This is a genomic window from Streptomyces sp. NBC_01450 (assembly GCF_036227505.1).
Lineage (GTDB): Bacteria > Actinomycetota > Actinomycetes > Streptomycetales > Streptomycetaceae > Streptomyces.
Map to the genome: position 1 here is coordinate 4,283,604 of NZ_CP109480.1, position 19,820 is coordinate 4,303,423.

General features: G+C 70.4%; 19 protein-coding genes. 9 read left to right on the forward strand and 10 right to left on the reverse strand.

The genetic code is table 11. The annotated features are described in order from the left end of the window. Position 1 precedes the first annotated feature (1 nt). From OG568_RS19040 to OG568_RS19050, 3 genes are all read right to left on the reverse strand, one after another. A complete protein-coding gene (locus OG568_RS19040) occupies positions 2 to 604 on the reverse strand; it encodes a GNAT family N-acetyltransferase (protein WP_329532454.1) in 603 nt (200 codons plus the stop codon). A 222-nt stretch (positions 605 to 826) separates the two neighbouring features. Then, on the reverse strand, positions 827 to 1,873 hold the full coding sequence (locus OG568_RS19045; RefSeq protein ID WP_329536388.1) for a family 2 encapsulin nanocompartment cargo protein polyprenyl transferase: 1,047 nt from the start codon (positions 1,871 to 1,873) through the stop codon (positions 827 to 829). A gap of 182 nt (positions 1,874 to 2,055) precedes the next feature. After that, complete coding sequence (locus tag OG568_RS19050; RefSeq protein ID WP_329532455.1) at positions 2,056 to 3,462, reverse strand: family 2B encapsulin nanocompartment shell protein; 1,407 nt, start codon at positions 3,460 to 3,462, stop codon at positions 2,056 to 2,058. Between the two features lie 242 nt (positions 3,463 to 3,704). On the opposite strand from OG568_RS19050, the gene OG568_RS19055 reads away from it, so the two are divergent. The 3 genes from OG568_RS19055 (at position 3,705) to OG568_RS19065 (ending at position 5,714) form a co-directional block, all read left to right on the forward strand. After that, positions 3,705 to 3,938, forward strand: coding sequence for a hypothetical protein (locus tag OG568_RS19055; RefSeq protein ID WP_266431601.1), 234 nt, complete (start codon positions 3,705 to 3,707; stop codon positions 3,936 to 3,938). Between the two features lie 170 nt (positions 3,939 to 4,108). Then, positions 4,109 to 4,699, forward strand: a complete 591-nt coding sequence (locus tag OG568_RS19060; protein ID WP_329532456.1) for an N-acetylmuramoyl-L-alanine amidase — start codon at positions 4,109 to 4,111, stop codon at positions 4,697 to 4,699. Positions 4,700 to 4,832: 133 nt separating this feature from the next. Further along, positions 4,833 to 5,714, forward strand: a complete 882-nt coding sequence (locus tag OG568_RS19065) for a 1-aminocyclopropane-1-carboxylate deaminase/D-cysteine desulfhydrase (protein WP_329536389.1) — start codon at positions 4,833 to 4,835, stop codon at positions 5,712 to 5,714. Between the two features lie 6 nt (positions 5,715 to 5,720). Here OG568_RS19065 and OG568_RS19070 read toward each other — a convergent pair whose 3' ends face one another. Then, complete coding sequence (locus tag OG568_RS19070; protein ID WP_329532457.1) at positions 5,721 to 7,316, reverse strand: Na+/H+ antiporter; 1,596 nt, start codon at positions 7,314 to 7,316, stop codon at positions 5,721 to 5,723. Between the two features lie 62 nt (positions 7,317 to 7,378). On the opposite strand from OG568_RS19070, the gene OG568_RS19075 reads away from it, so the two are divergent. The 3 genes from OG568_RS19075 (at position 7,379) to OG568_RS19085 (ending at position 9,403) form a co-directional block, all read left to right on the forward strand. Further along, positions 7,379 to 7,639 (forward strand): UBP-type zinc finger domain-containing protein, encoded by a 261-nt coding sequence (locus tag OG568_RS19075; protein ID WP_266431604.1) that lies wholly within the window; start codon positions 7,379 to 7,381, stop codon positions 7,637 to 7,639. A gap of 259 nt (positions 7,640 to 7,898) precedes the next feature. Beyond that, a complete protein-coding gene (locus OG568_RS19080) occupies positions 7,899 to 8,312 on the forward strand; it encodes an anti-sigma regulatory factor (RefSeq protein ID WP_054228129.1) in 414 nt (137 codons plus the stop codon). Beyond that, positions 8,309 to 9,403, forward strand: coding sequence for an RNA polymerase sigma factor SigF (locus tag OG568_RS19085; protein WP_329532458.1), 1,095 nt, complete (start codon positions 8,309 to 8,311; stop codon positions 9,401 to 9,403). The genes OG568_RS19080 and OG568_RS19085 overlap by 4 nt, the downstream gene beginning before the upstream one ends. A 42-nt stretch (positions 9,404 to 9,445) precedes the next feature. Here the strand turns inward: OG568_RS19085 and OG568_RS19090 are convergent, their stop codons facing one another. Beyond that, complete coding sequence (locus tag OG568_RS19090; RefSeq protein WP_329532459.1) at positions 9,446 to 9,895, reverse strand: hypothetical protein; 450 nt, start codon at positions 9,893 to 9,895, stop codon at positions 9,446 to 9,448. A gap of 159 nt (positions 9,896 to 10,054) precedes the next feature. Here OG568_RS19090 and OG568_RS19095 point away from each other — a divergent pair, with 159 nt between their 5' ends. Both OG568_RS19095 and OG568_RS19100 read left to right on the forward strand, forming a co-directional pair. After that, complete coding sequence (locus OG568_RS19095) at positions 10,055 to 11,023, forward strand: diacylglycerol/lipid kinase family protein (RefSeq protein ID WP_266431607.1); 969 nt, start codon at positions 10,055 to 10,057, stop codon at positions 11,021 to 11,023. 319 nt (positions 11,024 to 11,342) lie between these two features. Then, positions 11,343 to 11,600 carry a WhiB family transcriptional regulator gene (locus OG568_RS19100; protein ID WP_006380970.1) on the forward strand — a complete coding sequence of 86 codons (258 nt, stop codon included), beginning with the start codon at positions 11,343 to 11,345 and terminating at the stop codon, positions 11,598 to 11,600. 269 nt (positions 11,601 to 11,869) lie between these two features. On the opposite strand, the gene OG568_RS19105 is transcribed toward OG568_RS19100, so the two are convergent. Together OG568_RS19105 and OG568_RS19110 are read right to left on the reverse strand one after the other, a co-directional pair. Then, positions 11,870 to 13,336, reverse strand: coding sequence for a sensor histidine kinase (locus OG568_RS19105; RefSeq protein ID WP_266431924.1), 1,467 nt, complete (start codon positions 13,334 to 13,336; stop codon positions 11,870 to 11,872). 435 nt (positions 13,337 to 13,771) lie between these two features. After that, positions 13,772 to 14,848: an SIS domain-containing protein gene (locus tag OG568_RS19110; RefSeq protein ID WP_329532460.1), complete on the reverse strand. Its 1,077-nt coding sequence runs from the start codon at positions 14,846 to 14,848 to the stop codon at positions 13,772 to 13,774. Between the two features lie 333 nt (positions 14,849 to 15,181). Between OG568_RS19110 and nagB the strand changes: the two genes are divergently transcribed. Continuing rightward, a complete protein-coding gene (gene nagB, locus OG568_RS19115; protein ID WP_329532461.1) occupies positions 15,182 to 15,967 on the forward strand; it encodes a glucosamine-6-phosphate deaminase in 786 nt (261 codons plus the stop codon). Between the two features lie 105 nt (positions 15,968 to 16,072). Here nagB and OG568_RS19120 read toward each other — a convergent pair whose 3' ends face one another. From OG568_RS19120 to OG568_RS19130, 3 genes are read right to left on the reverse strand one after another with little or no spacing between them, the layout of a single operon-like run. Beyond that, positions 16,073 to 17,584 carry a glycoside hydrolase family 3 protein gene (locus OG568_RS19120; protein ID WP_329532462.1) on the reverse strand — a complete coding sequence of 504 codons (1,512 nt, stop codon included), beginning with the start codon at positions 17,582 to 17,584 and terminating at the stop codon, positions 16,073 to 16,075. 9 nt (positions 17,585 to 17,593) lie between these two features. Further along, entirely contained in the window at positions 17,594 to 18,442 is an 849-nt protein-coding gene (locus OG568_RS19125; RefSeq protein WP_329532463.1) for a carbohydrate ABC transporter permease, read from the reverse strand. Then, complete coding sequence (locus OG568_RS19130) at positions 18,439 to 19,425, reverse strand: carbohydrate ABC transporter permease (protein WP_329532464.1); 987 nt, start codon at positions 19,423 to 19,425, stop codon at positions 18,439 to 18,441. Before OG568_RS19130 ends, OG568_RS19125 begins: the two co-directional genes overlap by 4 nt. Between the last annotated feature and the right edge of the window lie 395 nt (positions 19,426 to 19,820).

Sequence of the window (19,820 nt, forward strand, 5' to 3'; positions counted from 1 at the left end):
GTCAGGCTCCCCGCTCGGGCTGCGGCTCGCGCCACATCGGCCACATCCGCGGGCCGTCCGGGAGGTCGAGGGGGCGCCCGGTCAGGTCGAAGCCGAGACGCTCGTAGAGCCGGCGGCTGTGGGCGTTGCTCGCCTCGAGATAGGCGGGCAGGCCCTCGCGGTCGCAGCGGTCGAGGACCGACCGGACGAGCGCGGTGCCGAGGCCCTCGCCCTGGCGCTCCGGCGCCACACCGATCATCCACAGGTACTCGTGGGCGCGGCCCTCGGGGTGGATCCCGGCCGTCAGCCGGCCTATCAGCTCGACCCGCTCGTTGTCCGGATCGATGGCCTCGCGCAGCTGTACCGGACCGTCGTCGGCGTGGCCGGCGTCGGCGGGCACGGACAGCCACAGCGCGCACGCCGTGCCGTCCTCCGTGATGTCGATACGGCCCTCGGCGAACACGATCTCGGTGAACATCCCCATCAACTCGGGGTGCTTGGCGCGGCGGTGCGCCACGTCCGGAAAGACCCAGACACTCACCGGGTCGTTGTGGAACGCCTCGTCGAGCAACCGGGTGACCAGCTCCCGATCACCCTCGCCCGCCGTCCGGATCGCCACACCCATGTCCCACCCTCTCGACTCAACCGCCGTTGAACGTACGGCTGTTGCAGCCTAAGGCCTGTCCGGGCCGGAGAGGGGCGGGCCCCGCGCACCGTGGGGATGCGCGGGACCCGTTCCGACCGGAGCCCGGGGCCGTACGGAGGTCAGGTGCCGTACGGCCCCAAAGGCCCCGGGGTCTTCGACCGCCCTTCTGAAGGGTTCAACGGGTTCAACGGGTTCGACGGTTCAGTTGTTGCGCCGCGTCACGAACTCCGCGAGTGCGAGGAGGCCGCCCGCCGCCTCCGGGTCGGGGACCGCCCGGGACAGCTCGTGCATCGCCCGGGACATCCGGTCGGCCGCCTGGAGCTGCGCCCAGTCACGGCCGCCCGCCCGTTCGACGGCCAGCACCGTGCGCTCCAGCTCCCCTTCCTCGTAGGGAACTCCGTACAGCTCGGCGAGTTCCGTCGCGGCCGGGGTGCCGGAGGCGAGCGCGGCGACCACGGGCAGGGACTTCTTGCGGGCGATGAGGTCCGCCCCGGCCGGCTTGCCGGTGCGGCTCGGGTCCCCCCAGATCCCGATCACGTCGTCGATCAGCTGGAAGGCGAGCCCGGCCTCCCGGCCGAACGCGTCCAGCGCGTCGACGTCCTCCTCGTCCGCCCCCGCGTACAGCCCGCCGAGCGCGCACGCGCAGCCGAGCAGTGCGCCGGTCTTGGCCTCGGCCATGGCGAGCACCTCGTCGAGGGTGACCTCGGCGGGGCCGCGTCTCTCCATGGCCGTGTCCGCGTGCTGCCCCTCGCACAGCTCGACGACGCAGGACGAGAGCCGGGCGGCGGCGGCCTGGGACGCCGGGTGCGAGTCCTCGGCGAGCAGCCGCTGGGCGAGCGCCTGCAGGGCGTCCCCGGCGAGGATCGCGTCGGCCTCGCCGAACACGGTCCACGCGGTGGGGCGGTGTCTGCGGGTGGTGTCCCGGTCCATGATGTCGTCGTGCAGCAGCGTGAAGTTGTGGATCAACTCCACGGCGGCCGCCGCCCGCACGGCGGACGTGTGCTGACCGCCGAGCGCTCCCGCGGCGGTCAGCACCAGGGCCGGACGGATCGCCTTGCCCGCGTTGCCCACCGCCGGAGTGCCGTCCGCGTGCTCCCAGCCGAAGTGGTAGAGCGCGACCCGGCGCATGGAGCCCGGCAGCGAGTCGATGGCCCTGCGCAGCTCGGGGTCGACGGACGCCCGGGCGTGCTCCAGGATGCTCGTCGCCTCCTGCCCGTCGGGCGGACCGGGCGGGATCTGCCGTTCCATGGGCCTCCCGTCCGTGGGACCGCCGTCCTTGGGACCGCCGTCCTTGGGACCGCCGTCCACGGGCCTGCCGTCCATGGGCTTGCCGATGCGGCCCCGCCCGTCCAGGGTCTCGGCCGGACTCCGCCTCGTCCCCGGTGTTCCCGCCCGGTCGGGCGGGAACACGGCGGCCGGCGTCGGGAAGGTCACCGCCAGCGGCCGATCTCGACGTTCTCCAGGATGCCGAGGGCGTCCGGCACGAGGACCGCGGCCGAGTAGTACGCCGTCACCAGGTAGGAGATGATCGCCTGTTCGTTGATGCCCATGAAGCGCACCGACAGGCTCGGCTCGATCTCGTCCGGGATGCCCGCCTGCTGCAGGCCGATGACACCCTGCTCGGCCTCGCCGGTACGCATGGCGATGATCGAGGTCGTACGGGTGTCGCTGACGGGGATCTTGTTGCACGGGAACAGCGGCACGCCGCGCCAGGTCGGGATGCGGTTGCCCGCGACCTCGATGCTCTCGGGGACCAGTCCGCGCTTGTTGCACTCGCGGCCGAACGCGGAGATCGCGCGCGGGTGGGCGAGGAGCAGCTTGGTGCCGCGCCGGCGGCTGAGCAGCTCGTCCAGATCGTCGGGGCTGGGCACGCCGTCGTGCGGCTGGAGCCGCTGGTCGTACTCGCAGTTGTTGAGCAGTCCGAACTCCCGGTTGTTGATGAGCTCGTGCTCCTGGCGCTCCTTCAACGCCTCGACGGTGAGGCGGAGCTGCTGCTCCGTCTGGTTCATCGGCTGGTTGTAGAGATCGGCCACACGCGTGTGCAGGCGCAGCACGGTCTGGGCGATGCTCAGTTCGTACTCGCGCGGCGCGGCCTCGTAGTCCACGAAGGTGCCGGGGATGTCCTGCTCCCCGGTGTGGCCGGCCGAGAGGTCGATCTCCTTCTCGCCGTACTTGTTCGTGCGCTGCTCCGGAATCGCGCGCAGCTCCGTGAGGTGTTCGCGCAGGGAGTCGGAGCGCTCGGCGACCTGCTCCAGGTCCCGGCGGGGCAGCGCGAGCACGGTGACCGCGGTGACGGCGCGGGCCGTGTACTCCCAGATGGCGTCCGGGTCGATGAGCGCCTGCTCGCCGAAGTACGCGCCGTCGGCGAGGACACCGAGGATCGCGTCGTCGCCGTACGGGCCGGTGCCGATCTTCTCCACCTTGCCGTGCGCGAGCAGGAACACCTCGTCGGACGGACTGCCGAACGAGGCGAGCACTTCGCCCGGTGCGAACTCCCGCTGCTGGCACCGCTGGGCGAGCTCGCCGAGTACCTCCTGATCCTCGAACGAGCGGAGCACGGACAGCTCTCCGAGCTCCGCGGGGATGACCTGCACACGGTCACCGGTCTTCACGAACGTCACGCGGCCGTCACCCACGGAGTAACTGAGCCGCCGGTTCACGCGGTACGTGCCACCCTGCACGTTCACCCACGGAAGCATGCGCAGCAGCCATCGTGAGCTGATCTCCTGCATCTGGGGTGCGGACTTGGTGGTGGTGGCCAGGTTCCGCGCGGCCGATGTGCCGAGACTCTGCTGCGGCTTGCCCTGACCCGCGCGAACCTCTTCGCCTACCGACATGAAAATTGCCCTCCCGGTCGTGCACTGATCTGCGCCGACCAGCCTTCCATCACGGAGCGTGCCGGTGCTATTACACGAATGAGCGGGAATGGATCACAGGGGATTGGGCAGAGGGTCCACTTTTGTCGATCGCTCGAACAGCTGGAGCCGTCGCCGTCGAACAGCCCGGAGCCGTTGCGCGCGGGAACTCCGAGATCCGGCCAACCGTTTGACGCGGTGACGGACGATGACAGGAGACGGCGATGGCAGGCTTCCTGGACCGCGCGAAGGAACAGGCGCAGCGAGGGCTCACGCAGGGCAAGCAGAAGATCGACGAGGTGCAGGCGCAGCGTGCGGGCGGTGACCTCCTGAAGAGACTGGGCGCGGCGTACTACGCGGAGCGGCGCGGCAGCGGCTCCCCCGAGGCGACCCAGCAGGCACTCCAGGCGCTGGAGAGCCACATCGCCGCGCACGGGGACGCGTTCCTGCACTCCTGACGGGCCTCGCGAAAGCGCCCTGAACGCGCTGGTCGAACGCGCCCGCACCTCTGACCGGATCGACTCGCACGCCGTACGAACGGCTGGGCCGGAGCCTCCGGTTCCGGGTACAGGCCGCGGTACGAGACGGCCGCGACCGGTGGCCGGCGCGCAGTGCGAAGGAGGCGGTCATGGCCCCACCCATGTCCGCGGGCGGTTTCCTGAACCGGCTCAGGGAGGAAGGCGTCACCGTCGTCGAGGTCGGCGACTGGGAACATCACAACCGCAATCACAAGGGGCCATGGGGTCCGGTGTACGGCGTGATGATCCACCACACGGTGACCTCGGGCAGCGAGCACACCGTCGCGATGTGCCGAGAGGGCCGCTCGGACCTGCCCGGTCCGCTGTGTCACGGCGTCATCACCAAGGACGGTGTCGTGCATCTCGTGGGCTACGGCCGGGCCAATCACGCGGGTTCGGGTGACGACGACGTGCTGCGTGCCGTGATCGCGGAGAAGGCGCTCCCGCCGGAGAACGAGGCGAACACCGACGGCAACCGTCACTTCTACGGCTTCGAGTGCGAGAACCTCGGCGACGGAAGGGATCCGTGGCCCGAGGCGCAGCTGGAGGCCGTCGAGAAGGTCGCGGCCGCGATCTGCCGCCACCACGGCTGGACGGAGCGCTCGGTCATCGGCCACCTGGAGTGGCAGCCGGGCAAGGTCGACCCGCGTGGCTTCACGATGGCCTCGATGAGAGAGCGCGTCCGCGACCGCCTCAAGTGACGGGCGGGTGCGGGGCCGCTGCCCGCATACCGGACAGGTGTCCGACAATGGTGGGGTGCCCAGCCCCGCAACCCCGGACGGCCCGAACACCCCGGCCGCCCCGGACGTCCCCGAAGCGCTCGACCCGACCGGTCTGCGGCCGCGACTGCCCTCGCCGCTGTGTGAGGTCGCGGACGAGCGTTTCGCGCGCCATGGCGTGCGGCTGCTGCTCAAGCGGGACGATCTGATCCACCCGGAGCTGATCGGCAACAAGTGGCGCAAGCTCGCCCCGAACCTCCGCGCGGCGGCGGGCCGCACGGTTGTCACCTTCGGCGGCGCGTACTCGAACCATCTGCGCGCCACCGCCGCCGCGGGCCGCCTCCTCGGGCTGACGACCGTGGGGGTGGTCCGCGGTCAGGAGCTGGCCGACCGTCCCCGCAACCCCTCGCTGGCCCGCTGCGCGGTCGACGGCATGCGACTGCACTTCGTCGACAGATCGACGTACCGCCGCAAGGGCCGGCCGGAGACGCTGGCCGCCCTGCTGCGCTCGGTGGACGCCGAGGACGCGTACGTCGTCCCCGAGGGCGGCAGCAACGCCCTTGCCGTACGTGGCTGTCAGGAGCTCGGCGCGGAGCTGCGGGGCCACGGCGGTGTCGACGTGGCCGCCCTCGCCTGCGGCACCGGCGGCACCCTCGCCGGCCTGGCCGCCGGCCTCGCCCCCGGCCAGCGGGCGCTGGGCATCCCCGTCCTCAAGGGCGGCTTCCTGGGCGCCGACATAAGCGCCCTCCAGGAGTCCGCCTTCGGCGGCCGGCGCGGCGCCTGGTCCCTCGACGACCGCTTCCACTTCGGCGGCTACGCCCGCACCACACCCGAACTCGACACCTTCGCCGAGGACTTCGAACAACGCCACGGCCTGCCCGTGGAACGTCTCTATGTCGCCAAGATGCTGTACGGACTTGTCGTCTTGGTGCAGGAGGGGGCGTTCGCGCCGGGGACGACGGTGGCTGCGGTGATCACCGGGACGCCGTTCTCCTGAACGCCGTCACGCCGCCTCCCGGTAGGCCGCCGCCTCCTCCAGGTCCAGTCTGCGCAGGAGCGTGCGGAGCATTTCGTCGTCGATGTAGCGGTGGTCGCGGAGTTTCACGAAGACCTCGCGTTCGGTGCTGATCATCTCGCGGGAGAGGCGACGGTAGGTGTCGTCGGCGGTCTCCCCGGTCACCGGGTTGACGGCGCCGAGCCGTTCCCAGACGGCGTTGCGGCGGCGTTCCAGGACTGAGCGGAGCCGGTCGGCGAGCGGCGGGGGCAGGGCGTTGCGCTTGTCCTCGAGGAGTTCGCCGAGGCGCCGTTCGGCGGCCCGGGACGCCTGAGCCTGGGCGTTCGCCTCGGCGAGCGTCTCGGCCTGGGCGTCGCGCCCCGGCAGCTTCAGGAGGCGGATGAGAGGGGGCAGGGTCAGCCCCTGCACGACCAGGGTCCCGATGACGGTCGTGAAGGTGAGGAAGAGGATGAGGTTGCGATCCGGGAACGGGATGCGGTCGTCCATGGAGAGCGGGATGGAGAAGGCGATGGCGAGCGAGACCACCCCGCGCATTCCGGCCCAGCCGATGATGAACGGCCCCTTCCAGGTCAGGGCCCCCTCCCGCTCCCGGATACGTGCCGACAGGATCCGGGGCAGGAAACTGGCGGGATAGATCCAGACGAACCGGGCGGCGACCACGGCCAGGAAGACGGCCACCGCGTACCAGACGACGGTGGCGCCGTCGTAGTCGCCGAGGCCCTTGAGGACGACCGGCAGCTGCAGTCCGATCAGCGCGAACACCGCCGACTCCAGGACGAACGCGACCATCTTCCACACCGCCTCCTCCTGGAGCCGGGTCGCGAAGTCCACCTCCCACGCACGGTGCCCGAGGTAGAGCGCGACGACGACCACGGCGAGCACTCCGGAGGCGTGCAGCTGCTCGGCGATCCCGTACGCGACGAAGGGGATCAGCAGGGAGAGCGTGTTCTGGAGAAGCGCCTCCTTCAGGTGGGTGCGCAGCCAGTGGATCGGCACCATCAGGACGAGGCCGACGGCCACGCCGCCGACCGCCGCGAGCAGGAACTCGCGGATGCCGCCCGCCCAGGTCGCGCCCTCGCCGACCGCGGCGGCCAGGGCCACCTTGTAGGCGGTGATCGCGGTCGCGTCGTTCACCAGGGACTCGCCCTGCAGGATCGTGGTGATCTGCGAGGGCAGTCCCACCCGGCGCGCCACCGCCGTGGCCGCGACGGCGTCCGGCGGCGCCACCACCGCCCCGAGCACCAGTGCCGCGGGCAGCGGCAGGCTGGGCACGATCAGGTAGGCGGCCCAGCCGACGGCGAGCGTCGCGAAGAGCACGTACCCGACCGACAGCAGCGCGATGGGCCGCAGATGCGCCCGCAGATCGAGATACGAGCTGTCGGTGGCCGCCGTGTACAGCAGCGGAGGCAGCACCAGCGGGAGCACGATCCCCGGGTCGAGTTCGTACCCGGGCACTCCAGGAACGTACGAGACGACCAGGCCCGCCGCGACGAGCAACAGCGGCGCCGGCACCGGGGTACGACGGGCGTACCCGGCGACCGCGGCGCTTCCCGCGACCAGCAACAGCAGTGGCAAAACGTGCATCGTCTTCCGCCCGCCCCTCGTTTTCGCGCGGCATCCCGCACACCCGACGTAACCTGGCAATCATGAAACAGTGCACGCACGCCGACGAGCTGCAGCACCCAGAACCCGGGCCCCTGAGCGAGACCTGCCTGGAGTGCCAGGCCGCCGGTACACATCCGGTGCAGTTGCGGCTGTGCCTGACATGCGGGCACCTCGGCTGCTGCGACTCCTCGCCGCTGCGGCACGCGACGGAGCATTTCAAGGAGACCGGACATCCCGTGATGCGTACCTTCGAGCCCGGTGAGAGCTGGCGCTGGTGCTTCGTCGACCACGTACTGGTGTGACCCACGGCCCGGACGGTTCGACCGTCTGACGCCTGGGTACGTCAACCCGGCGCGCGCTCTTCCTATTTGGGGCCGCAGACCCCTAGCCACTGTCCGTGCTCATGGGCTTACTATGAGTGACAGCAAGGGGCGGGGTCCCCAGGACAGGAAACTTGGGAGCGCGGTAGCGTCACCGCTGAACCACCTAGCGCGTTACCCCGGGGGGCGACCCTCGGCCCCGAAAGAGCTCGAAAGAGCTTGTACCACCTTGGAGGTGAGGGTGTCCCAGATCGCAGGCGAGCCCGCGACGAAGGACTTCGTGGAAGTCCGGCTGCCGGCCGCGGGTGCCTACCTGTCGGTGCTGCGTACGGCTACGGCCGGTCTCGCAGCCCGTTTGGACTTCACCCTCGACGAGATCGAGGACCTCCGCATCGCGGTGGACGAGGCCTGCGCGATTCTGTTGCAGCAGGCCGTCCCCGGATCGGTGCTCAGCTGTGTCTTCCGGCTCATCGACGACTCGCTCGAGGTGACGGTCTCCGCTCCGACCACCGACGGTCACGCTCCGTCACGGGACACGTTCGCGTGGACCGTCCTGTCGGCGCTCGCGGGCAAGGTCGACTCCACCGTCGCCGAGGACAAGACCGTTTCGATCAGCCTCTACAAACAGCGCGGCGCGGGACCCGGGCCGGCGTGAGGAACGGGGACGGGCCGGTGCGGGACGAAGAGCGCGGCACACGGGAGCTTCCCGCCGGACGTGTCGACGGCCTCGACGGGCCGCAGCGCGCGGTGGAAGACGTCGACGGCATCCCCGAACAGGCCCGGCCGCACCCGGAGGACGAGCAGGAGAGTCCCTCCGGCCAGGACGACGGGCAACGGGATCCGGAGGCTGCCGCGCGGAGCACGTCCTCGGAAGGACGGCGGCTGGTGACGGGCGGGACTATGAGCGAGCACGAGCGACACGACAAGCCAGAGGTGCAGAGCGTGCAGGGCACGCAGCACGGGCCGAGCGCCCAGCACATCCAGCACGACCCGCAGGACCGCAGCGGAGCGCGGGCGATGTTCATCGAGCTGCGCAAGCTGCAGGACGGCAGCGCGGAGTACGCGGAGCTGCGCAATCAGCTGGTCCGCATGCACCTCCCGCTCGTCGAGCACCTCGCGCGCCGCTTCCGCAATCGCGGTGAGCCGCTGGACGACCTCACCCAGGTCGCGACCATCGGTCTGATCAAGTCGGTCGACCGCTTCGACCCGGAGCGCGGCGTCGAGTTCTCGACGTACGCGACTCCGACGGTCGTCGGCGAGATCAAGCGACACTTCCGCGACAAGGGCTGGGCGGTGCGGGTACCGCGGCGCCTGCAGGAACTGCGCCTGGCCCTGACGACGGCCACGGCCGAGCTGTCGCAACAGCACGGGCGCTCCCCGACGGTCCACGAGCTGGCCGAGAAACTGGCCATCTCGGAGGAGGAGGTCCTGGAGGGCCTGGAGTCCGCCAACGCGTACTCCACGCTGTCCCTGGACGTTCCCGACACGGACGACGAGTCACCGGCGGTCGCGGACACCCTGGGTGCGGAGGACGAGGCCCTGGAGGGCGTCGAGTACCGGGAGTCGCTGAAGCCCCTGCTCGAGGACCTCCCCCCACGAGAGAAGCGGATCCTTCTCCTCCGCTTCTTCGGCAACATGACCCAGTCGCAGATCGCACAGGAGGTCGGCATCTCCCAGATGCACGTCTCCCGCCTACTGGCCCGCACCCTCGCCCAGCTCCGCGAAAAGCTCCTGGTCGAGGAGTAGCCGACCCCTCGGCTCCTTACGCGCCGCCGAGAACCGCCGGAACTACTTGGATTCCTCGGTGGCGCCGGGGCCGCGGATGCCCAGGGCCCGGGTCGTTTCGGAGTTGACGAGCAGGACCAGCGCCGTGAGCGCGACCGCCGCGAGGGCGATTCCGGCCGGGATCGCCACGCTGTCCGCCTGGAGCAGGCTGTAGGCGACGGGCAGCGCCATGATCTGGGTGATGATCGCGGGGCCCCTGCTCCAGCTGCGGCGCAGCAACAGGCCTCGGGCGGCCAGCAGGGGCAGCAGCGCGAGCACGATCAGCGTCACGCCCAGGGTCACACCCTGCTGCCGGTCCCCCGAGTCACCCGTGAACCCTCGGACGACCATCCACACGCCCCCCACGGCGAGGACCAGCCCCTCCAGCGCGGCCAGCGCGGCCGCGACGGTCAGCCGTCCGGGACGGGGCTCGGCGGCGGGGGCGTCAGGGGTGGGGATCTGCTCAGCGCTCACCCCTGAAGGGTAGCCCTCGGGTACCCGCGCACCGCCGGACCCCCGGCCGCTTCCCCGCTGCCTCCCGCACCTCACCGTGTCGAGACTCACGCCCCTATCTCTTACCGGATCCCTAACTCGGTCTGGGACCGGTACCCCTCGGTAGGTACGCTGCATCGCATGCGTGCACTTCTCGTGGTCAATCCGGCAGCTACCACCACAAGTGCGCGCACGCGCGATGTCTTGATCCACGCGTTGGCGAGCGAGATGAAGCTCGAGGTGGTCACCACCGAGTACCGCGGGCACGCCCGGGACCTCGGCCGGCAGGCGGCGGAGAGCGACGACATAGAACTGGTGGTCGCGCTCGGCGGCGACGGCACCGTCAACGAGGTCGTGAACGGCCTGCTGCACAACGGCCCCGACCTGGACCGTCTGCCCCGTCTCGCCGTGGTCCCCGGCGGCTCCACCAATGTCTTCGCCCGCGCCCTGGGCCTGCCCAACGACGCCGTGGAGGCCACCGGCGCCCTGCTGGACGCGCTCAGAGAGGACCGTGAGCGCGCGATCGGCCTCGGTCTCGCCGCGGGCACGCCGGGCACCGAGGACGAAGCCGTCCCTTCCCGCTGGTTCACGTTCTGCGCGGGGCTCGGCTTCGACGCGGGGGTGATCGGCCGGGTCGAGCAGCAGCGCGAGCGCGGCAAGCGTTCCACCCATGCCCTCTATTTGCGCCAAGTGGTACGTCAGTTTTTGGACGAACCTCACCGCAGGCACGGAATGATCACACTGGAGCGGCCCGGCCAGGACCCGGTCACCGATCTTGTGCTGTCCATAATCTGCAACACCTCGCCCTGGACGTTTCTCGGCAATCGTCCGGTGTACGCGTCACCTAAGGCTTCGTTCGATACCGGGCTCGACGTACTCGGCCTCAACCGCATGTCGACGGGCGCGGTTGCCCGGTATGCCACCCAGTTGCTCACTTCGTCCCCCGAGCGCGGCCCCCATGGCAAGCACGCCCTGTCCCTGCACGACCTGACCGACTTCACCTTGCATTCGAAGGTGCCGCTCCCCCTCCAGATGGACGGCGACCACCTCGGACTGCGCACAAGCGTGACGTTCACAGGCGTACGCCGTGCACTGCGTGTGATTGTGTGAGTGGAAGACCCCAAAGTCCTTTCACTCGAACGTTTAGACCAGGGTCCACCCCATGGAAGTACGGCTGTGACCTAGTCGACACCGAGGAATCAAAAAAAACTTTCCGGTAGGGGTTGTATCCGCCGCTGAGGTTTGCGAGTCTCTACGTGGCGATCGGGACGGCCCGCAACATCGGCCCCACAGAGAGCCAGAACCCCTCCTCAAATCACAGGACGACGTCAGGGAGACCTGAAAGTCGGCCCTTCACTTGTTGGGGGATTCGTGAAAGCGTTCACATTCACAAGCAACGTGCATGTAATACCAAGGAGAGGTAGCAGCCATGGACTGGCGTCACAACGCCGTTTGCCGCGAGGAAGACCCCGAGCTCTTCTTCCCCATCGGCAACACCGGTCCTGCGCTGCTGCAGATCGAGGAAGCCAAGGCCGTCTGCCGCCGCTGCCCCGTCATGGAGCAGTGCCTGCAGTGGGCGCTCGAGTCCGGCCAGGACTCCGGCGTCTGGGGTGGCCTCAGCGAGGATGAGCGCCGTGCCATGAAGCGTCGCGCCGCCCGCAACCGGGCCCGTCAGGCCACCGCCTGACACCCCACCCCGTAACGAGCCTGAGCCCGGCGGCGCGTACAGCGAGTACGCATCTCCCGCCCCCGAGCCGCAGCGCGCAGTACCCCCGATGCGCATAGCAGCGTAAGCAGTGGCCCCGGACCTTCTGGTCCGGGGCCACTGTCATGCGCCACTTGCCACCGTCATGCACCGCATACGGGTGAACGCACGACTTGGGCTTGGATGCCCGACTTGTAAGCGGGCGCCTGACTTATAGACAGATTCCCGACTTGTCGGTGCGTCAGATGCTCCTACTTGTGCGCCTGCACAGGAATGTCCAGGATGACCTGCGTACCCCGCTCCGGGGCCGCCACCATGTCGAACGTGCCCCCCAACTCGCCCTCCACCAGGGTTCGTACGATCTGCAGACCGAGGTTGCCGGAGCGGTGCGGGTCGAAGCCCTCCGGGAGGCCGACCCCGTCGTCCTGGACGGTGACCAGCAGGCGGGTCTCCTTGCTGGTGCCGCCGCGGACCGCCGAGACCTCGACCGTGCCCCGGTCGCCCTCGCGGAAGCCGTGCTCCAGCGCGTTCTGCAGGATCTCGGTGAGGACCATGGAGAGCGGGGTGGCGACCTCGGCGTCGAGTATGCCGAAGCGGCCGGTGCGGCGGCCGGTGACCTTGCCCGGCGAGATCTCGGCGACCATGGCGAGCACCCGGTCGGCGATCTCGTCGAACTCCACCCGCTCGTCCAGGTTCTGAGACAGCGTCTCATGCACGATGGCGATCGAGCCGACCCGCCGTACGGCCTCCTCCAGGGCCTCACGACCACGCTCCGACTCGATGCGCCGGGCCTGCAGCCGCAGCAGCGCCGCCACCGTCTGGAGGTTGTTCTTGACCCGGTGGTGGATCTCCCGGATGGTCGCGTCCTTGGTGATCAACTCGCGTTCGCGACGGCGCAGTTCGGTGACGTCGCGCAGCAGGACGAGCGAACCGACCCGGGTGCCCTTGGGCTTGAGCGGGATCGCGCGCAGCTGGATAACCCCGTCACCGCTCTCGATCTCGAACTCGCGGGGCGCCCAGCCGCTGGCGACCTTGGACAGCGCCTCGTCCACCGGGCCGCGGGACGGGGCGAGTTCGGCGGTGGTCACACCGAGGTGGTGGCCCACCAGGTCGGAGGCGAGGCCGAGGCGGTGGTACGCCGACAGCGCGTTCGGGGACGCGTACTGGACGATGCCGTCCGCGTCGAGGCGGATCAGCCCGTCGCCCACCCGCGGCGAGGCGTCCATGTCGACCTGCTGGCCGGAGAACGGGAAGGAGCCGGCGGCGATCATCTGGGCGAGGTCGGACGCGCTCTGGAGGTAGGTCAGCTCCAGCCGGCTCGGGGTGCGCACGGTGAGGAGGTTGGTGTTGCGCGCGATGACACCGAGGACGCGCCCCTCCCGCCGTACCGGAATGGACTCGACCCGTACCGGCACCTCCTCGCGCCACTCGGGATCGCCTTCGCGCACGATCCGGCCCTCGTCCAGCGCGGCGTCCAGCAGGGGGCGGCGGCCGCGTGGGACGAGGTGGCCGACCATGTCGTCCTGGTACGAGGTCGGGCCCGTGTTGGGCCGCATCTGCGCCACGGAGACATAACGGGTGCCGTCGCGGGTGGGAACCCACAGCACGAGGTCGGCGAAGGAGAGGTCGGAGAGCAGCTGCCACTCCGAGACCAGCAGATGCAACCACTCGAGATCGGAGTCACCGAGAGCGGTGTGCTGGCGGACGAGGTCGTTCATGGAGGGCACATGTGCGAGCGTACCCGGGGGTTCGGCCCGGCTCCGAAAACACCCGCGGGCCGCGGCGCCTGGGAGGGACCCTCAACCCTCCCGGCACCGCAGCCCGGAGCAGCAACGGCCACGGGCTGTGCGGTCCCGGTCGGCCGAAGGAGAGGACCCGGAGCAGTCAGGGCAGAGAGCGCCGGTTCCTCGGTCCGCCTTCCTGTGCGGGGAAGACGGAGGTCTGCGTGAATCAACGCCTCGTCGTAAGCAACGCTTCGTCGATCCATGGCTTACCAGCACATTGTGGACTAGACCACGTGCGGCGTCCATGCGTCGGCGGATGTTTGTTGTTGTCTCTTTATCCAACTTCCAACAGCATCCACCACGCAGAGTAGCCCGGTTCGGCCCCGGTGGGGGCCGGATCGGCTCATCAATGAGGCCGGACGGCCATGGTCAGCGGGTCTCCGTCACCTTCGCCAGGGCGCGCGGCGCGTCCGGGTCCTGGCCGCGGGCGATGGTGACCTCGTAGGCCAGGAGCTGGAGCGGAAGGATCTCCAGGAGCGGCTGGAGCTCCTCGGCCACGCCCTCGGTGGGCAGGACGAACCCGGCCGAGGCCTGTTCCACCTGGGCCCAGGGGCCGATGACCACCAGGTCGGCGCCGCGCCCGCGCAGCCGGTCGAGCACGGGCTGGAGCGCCTCGCCGCCCTTCCCGTCGGTGACGACCGCGATGACCGGGGAGATGTTGTCGACCATGGCGAGCGGGCCGTGCAGCAGATCGGCGCCGGAGTACGAGAGGGCGGGGATGTAGCTGGTCTCCATCAGCTTCAGGGCGGCTTCCTTGGCCGTGGGGTAGCCGTAGCCGCGCGAGGTGATCACCATGCGCTCGGCGAAGCGGTAGCGGGAGGCGAGCGTGCGGATCTCGTCCTGCCGGGTGAGGAGGTGCGCGGCGAGATCGGGCAGCACCTTGGCCGCGGCGCCGTCGCCGCCGCGCAGGCCTTCGACGAAGAGATAGAGGGTGAGCAGGGAGGCCGTGTAGGTCTTGGTGGCGGGCAGGGCCTTCTCGGGTCCGGCCATGATGTCGAGGTGGTACTCGGAGACGGCCGCCAGCGGTGAGTCCGGGTTGTTGGTCACCGCGAGCGTGATGGCGCCGGCCTCACGGGCGGCCCGGGTCGAGGCGACCAGGTCCGGGGAGCCGCCGGACTGGCTGACGGTGATGACCAGGACGTCGGTGAGATCGGGCCGCGCGCCGTACGCCGTGGTCGTCGACATCGAGGTGAGCCCGCACGGCAGGCCCAGCTGGATCTCCAGCAGGTACTTCGCGTACAGGGCGGCGTTGTCGGAGGTGCCGCGGGCGGTGAGCAGCACGAAGCGGGGCTCCCGGGCCGCGACCTGCCGGGCCACTTCCTGGATCCGCGGCGCGCCCTCCTCCAGGATCCGGCGCAGCACGTCGGGCTGCTCGGCCATCTCCCGGGCCATGATCCGACCCGGGCGGTCGTCGTCGGTCCGGGGGGCCGGGGTGGGCGCGGTCATGGGGGCCTCCTGGGGACGTTCCGGTCGTACGCGTCGACCGTGGCCGATACGGGGTGGTGCGTGCGGTGCGGATCTCGGGGATCGGTATCAGCATCTCATCGCCCGTGGGCAGGGCTTTACTGGGTGTGCCGCTACGTTCGGCCGCCTCGGCGGCGGCCCCGGCCCGTTCGGCCCAGGCGTCGGCGGCGTCGTGGTCGCCCGATGCGACGACCGCCGTCAGTCAGGGGGGACCCGCGGCGGACCACGGGTGGGCCACCTTTGCTAGATTGGTCTACACCACATGTGCTCTCTCACGGTTCCCGGCGAGCCCCTCTCCAGATCGGCAGGCCCAGCGTGGAAGTTGTCATCGTTCCCGATGCCAAGGCGGGCGGCGAGCTGATCGCCGAGGCCATGGCGGAGCTGCTCCGGCGCAAGCCCGACGCTCTGCTCGGCGTGGCCACCGGCTCGACGCCGCTGCCCATCTATCAGGCGCTGACGGCGAAGGTGGGCTCCGGTGCCGTGGACACCTCGCGGGCACGCGTCGCGCAGCTCGACGAGTACGTGGGGCTGCCCGCCGAGCACCCCGAGTCGTACCGGTCGGTGCTGCGGCGTGAGGTGCTCGAACCGCTGGGGTTGGACGTGGACGCGTTCATGGGGCCGGACGGCACCGCCGAGGACGTGCGGGCCGCGTGCGAGGCGTACGACAAGGCGCTGGCCGAGGCCGGTGGCGTCGACCTCCAGCTGCTCGGGATCGGCACCGACGGGCACATCGGGTTCAACGAGCCCTGCTCCTCACTCGCCTCGCGGACCCGGATCAAGACGCTGACCGAGCAGACCCGAGTCGACAACGCGCGGTTCTTCGGGGGCGACATCGAGCAGGTGCCGCACCACGTCATCACCCAGGGCATCGGCACGATCCTGGAGGCGCGGCATCTCGTCCTGCTCGCCACGGGTGAGGGCAAGGCCGACGGGGTCGCGGCGACCGTGGAGGGGCCGGTGGCCGCGGTGTGCCCCGCCTCGGCGCTCCAGCTCCATCCGCACGCCACCGTCGTCGTGGACGAGGCCGCCGCGTCCAAGCTGAAGCTGGCGGACTACTTCCGGCACACGTTCGCGAACAAGCCGGACTGGCAGGGGATCTGACCCGGCGGGTGCGATAAGACCACGAGGCGAAAGGCCACGAGGCGAAAAAGAGAGGGTGCCGGGCCGCTGGGGCTCGGCACCCTCCTCTTTGCTTCTCGCCGGCCTTCACTCCCCCGCGATGACCTCCGCCGCGGCCCGGCCGCACACCCTCGCCGCGCCGTGCGTGGCGATGTGGAGAGCGCCCCGGGGCGGGGCCTGGGGGATGCCCATCTCGACCACGATCGTCTCGGGGCGTTCCCGCAGCAGTGTGTCCAGGGCGGTCGCCATCCAGGGGTGCCGGTGTTCGTCGCGGACGACAGCGACGACGCGGCGGGGGCCCGCGGCGGCCAGGGCCTCCGTCGCCGCCCCCTCCCCCGCGAAGCTGCCCGTCTGCGTGCCGGGCAGCAACCGGGCCAGTTCCGCGGCCACGCCCCAGGGGGTCTCGTCACCGACGGCGATGTTCGCCACGGGGGTGAAGGCGGCGACGAACGGCGGTGCGCCCACCGACTCGTACGACGGCGCGCAGGTCACTGTCAGCGCACGTCGGGCGGCGACGAGCCCCACGTCGGCCGGCTCCCGCTCGGCCTCCTGTGGGGCCGCGGAGGCCGCCACCGTCCAACGGGCCAGCGCCCGTACCCGCTCGGCCGCGTCCGCGAGGCGCTCCTCGGGGAGTTCCCCGGTGCGCACCGCCGTGACGAGGGCGTCGCGCAGACGCCGTACCGTCTCGTCGTCCGCGAGCCCGCCGCCCACGCAGATCGCGTCCGCGCCGGCCGCGATGGCGAGGACGCTGCCCCGCTCGATGCCGTACGTCCCGGCGATGGCCCGCATCTCCATGCCGTCGGTGACGATGAGGCCCTCGTAGCCGAGTTCCTCGCGGAGCAGGCCGGTGAGAATGCGGCGGGAGAGAGTGGCCGGGCGGTCCGGGTCCAGCGCCGGGACCAGGATGTGCGCGCTCATCACGGCACGCGTGCCCGCGGCGATCGCGGCCCGGAACGGGGCGAGTTCGCGGGCCTCGATGACCGACAGGTCGGCGTCGATGCGCGGCAGCGCGTGGTGCGAGTCCACCGCCGTGTCGCCGTGGCCGGGGAAGTGCTTGGTGCAGGCCGCGACGCCCGCGGACTGGAGCCCGGTGACGTAGGCGGCCGTGTGCCGGGACACCAGGTCGGTGTCGGCGCCGAAGGACCGTACGCCGATGACCGGGTTGTCGGGGTTGGAGTTGACGTCGGCGGAGGGGGCCCAGTTCAGGTTCACCCCGCAGGCGGCGAGGCGGTGGCCGAGTGCCGAGGCCACCGCCCGTGTCAGCTCCACGTCGTCGACCGCGCCCAACGCGTGGTTGCCGGGGTAGGAGGAGCCGGCGCGGACCTCCAGGCGGGTGACGTCGCCGCCCTCCTCGTCGATGGCGACCAGGACGTCGTCGCGCTCCGCGCGCAACTGGGCGGTCAGGGACGCGAGTTGTTCGGGGGAGGCGATGTTCCGGCCGAACAGGCCGACGGCGGCGAGCCCTTCGCCGAGGCGGCGCAGCAGCCAGTCGGGGGCGGTGGTTCCGGTGAAACCGGGCTGAAGGACGGTGAGCGCGTCGCGCGCCAAGCCGTTCCTGTCGGAAGAGGACGCGGTCGTACCACTGGCGAGTGTCGTCATCGGGGGGCGTTATCCCTTCACGGCGCCCGCGGTCAGCCCCGCGGCCATCTTGCGCTGGACGATGAGGAAGAGCACGACGATCGGCACGGCCATCATCGTGGCGCCGGCCATCATCGGGGCGTACTCGGTGCCGTGCTTGGTGGTGAAGTTGCCGAGCCAGACGGTGGCGGTCTGATGGTCCTGGCTCATGAGCATCAGGGCGTAGATGTACTCGTTCCAGGCCTGGATGAACGCGTACACGGACGTGGCGACCATGCCGGGCGCGAGCAGCGGGAAGACCACCCGTATGAAGGCTCCCGTGCGCGAGCAGCCGTCGACCATGGCCGCCTCTTCCAGCTCCTTCGGGATGTTGACGATGAAGCCGCGCAGCGTCCACACCGTGAAGGGAAGGACGAAGGTCAGGTACGTGATGATCAGGCCGGAGAGCTTGTCGTACTGGTCCAGGTCGTTGAGCAGCAGGAAGACCGGGATGATCATGGCGACCAGCGGGACCATCTGGACCGCGAGGATGCCGACGATCACGATCTTGCGGCCGCGGAAGGCGAAGCGGGAGATGGCCAGCGCGGCCAGCATCCCCACCACGACGCCGATCACGACGACCGACAGGGAGACGATCAGGCTCCGGCCGACGGGGCCCCAGAAGTCCGCGATGTCGAGCGCGCGACGGAAGTTGTCGAGCGTGAGCCCCGTGGGGAACAGGCTCGGGTCGGAGTCGATGGCGTCCTTCGCCGGCTTGAACGCCGTGTTCAGCATCCAGTAGACGGGGAAGCCCACGGTGACGAAGACGAGGAGGCCGAGGAGGTTCCAGCCGAGTCTGGACTTCCCCCGGCGCCGGCCCGCCGTGGCGAGGGTACTCATTCGACCTCTCCGATCTTCAGCATCTGACGCATGTACACGGCGACCACGCCCAGCAGCAACACCACGGTGAGCAGGGCGATCGCCGACCCCTGCGCGTAGTCGTTGACGACGAACGCGCGGTCGTACGAGTAGGTGGTGAGGAGTTGGAACTCCGCCTCCGGGTGGCCTCCCCGCATCACGAAGACCTGTGGGAAGACGCCCATGTCCCAGATGACGGAGAGCGTCGTGAGCATCACGACGATGGGCTTGAGGATCGGGAGCGTGACGTAGCGGAAGACGCCCCACGCGCCGGCGCCGTCCAGCCGGGCCGCCTCCTCCAGTTCGCTCGGCACCTGGGTCAGCCCCGCGCTGAGTGTGATGACGACGAACGGCACCGCGCCCCACACCACCAGGAGCATGATCACGGCCAGGCCCTGGGGGCCGCTGGCGAACCAGTTGTGGCCGACCATGTCGACGCCCGGCAGCTTGCTCAGCAGCGCGTTGAGGATGCCGTAGTCGGAGTCGAAGAGCCATTTGAAGACGGTGGTGGCCACGATGATGGGCATGCCCCAGGTGGCCACGAGCGCGATGTTGATCAGCGTCTTCACCCAGCCCGAGACGCGCTGGAGGAGCAGCGCGATCAGCATGCCGAGGACCATCGTGAAGACGACGGACCCGGCGGCGAAGACGATCGTGCGGACGACGACCGTCCAGAACTCGCTGTCGCCCAGCACCTTGCTGAAGTTGTCGAAGCCGACCGACTCGGCCGGCTGGAAGCCCCAGAGCTGGGACTGCCCGAACTTCTGGAAGGAGAGGGTGACCAGGCGGACCAGGGGATAGCCCATGACCAGCGCGAGGATCAGCAGACAAGGCGCGAGCAGGGCCCAGGGGACAGCCGCCTCGCCCGAGGTCCGCCGTCTGCGAGGCGCCTTGGGGACGGCCGGTGGCGGTGCCTGCCGCGGCGGCGGCACCTTGGCGGGGGTGGTCGTGTCTGCGGCACTCATCGCGCGCTCCTCAGCGGTCCCTCAGGTCGTACGTGGTCGAAGCCCCGCACGGGGTCGTACGCGGGGCAAGCCCCACACGGTCGAACACAGGCAAAACACACCCGGGCCGCACGCGGCAGGCGCCTCGCCCGGTCGTACGTGGCCCGCCCGGCGCACGGTCCGCGCGGGGGGCGAACCCCGCGGCCGCGCACGGCCCGAACCCTCGCGGCCGTGCGGGGCCCGAACCCGACGCGGTCACGCCCAGCCCGAACCCCACACGGGTCGTACACGGGAGCGGCCCCCCGCGGTCACACGGCCCGAACCCCGCACGGCCGCACCCCGGCGAAAGCCGCCCAGGTCGTACGCGGTCCGGACCTCGCACGGTGGTGCACGGTTCGAAGCCCGCGCGGCCGTGC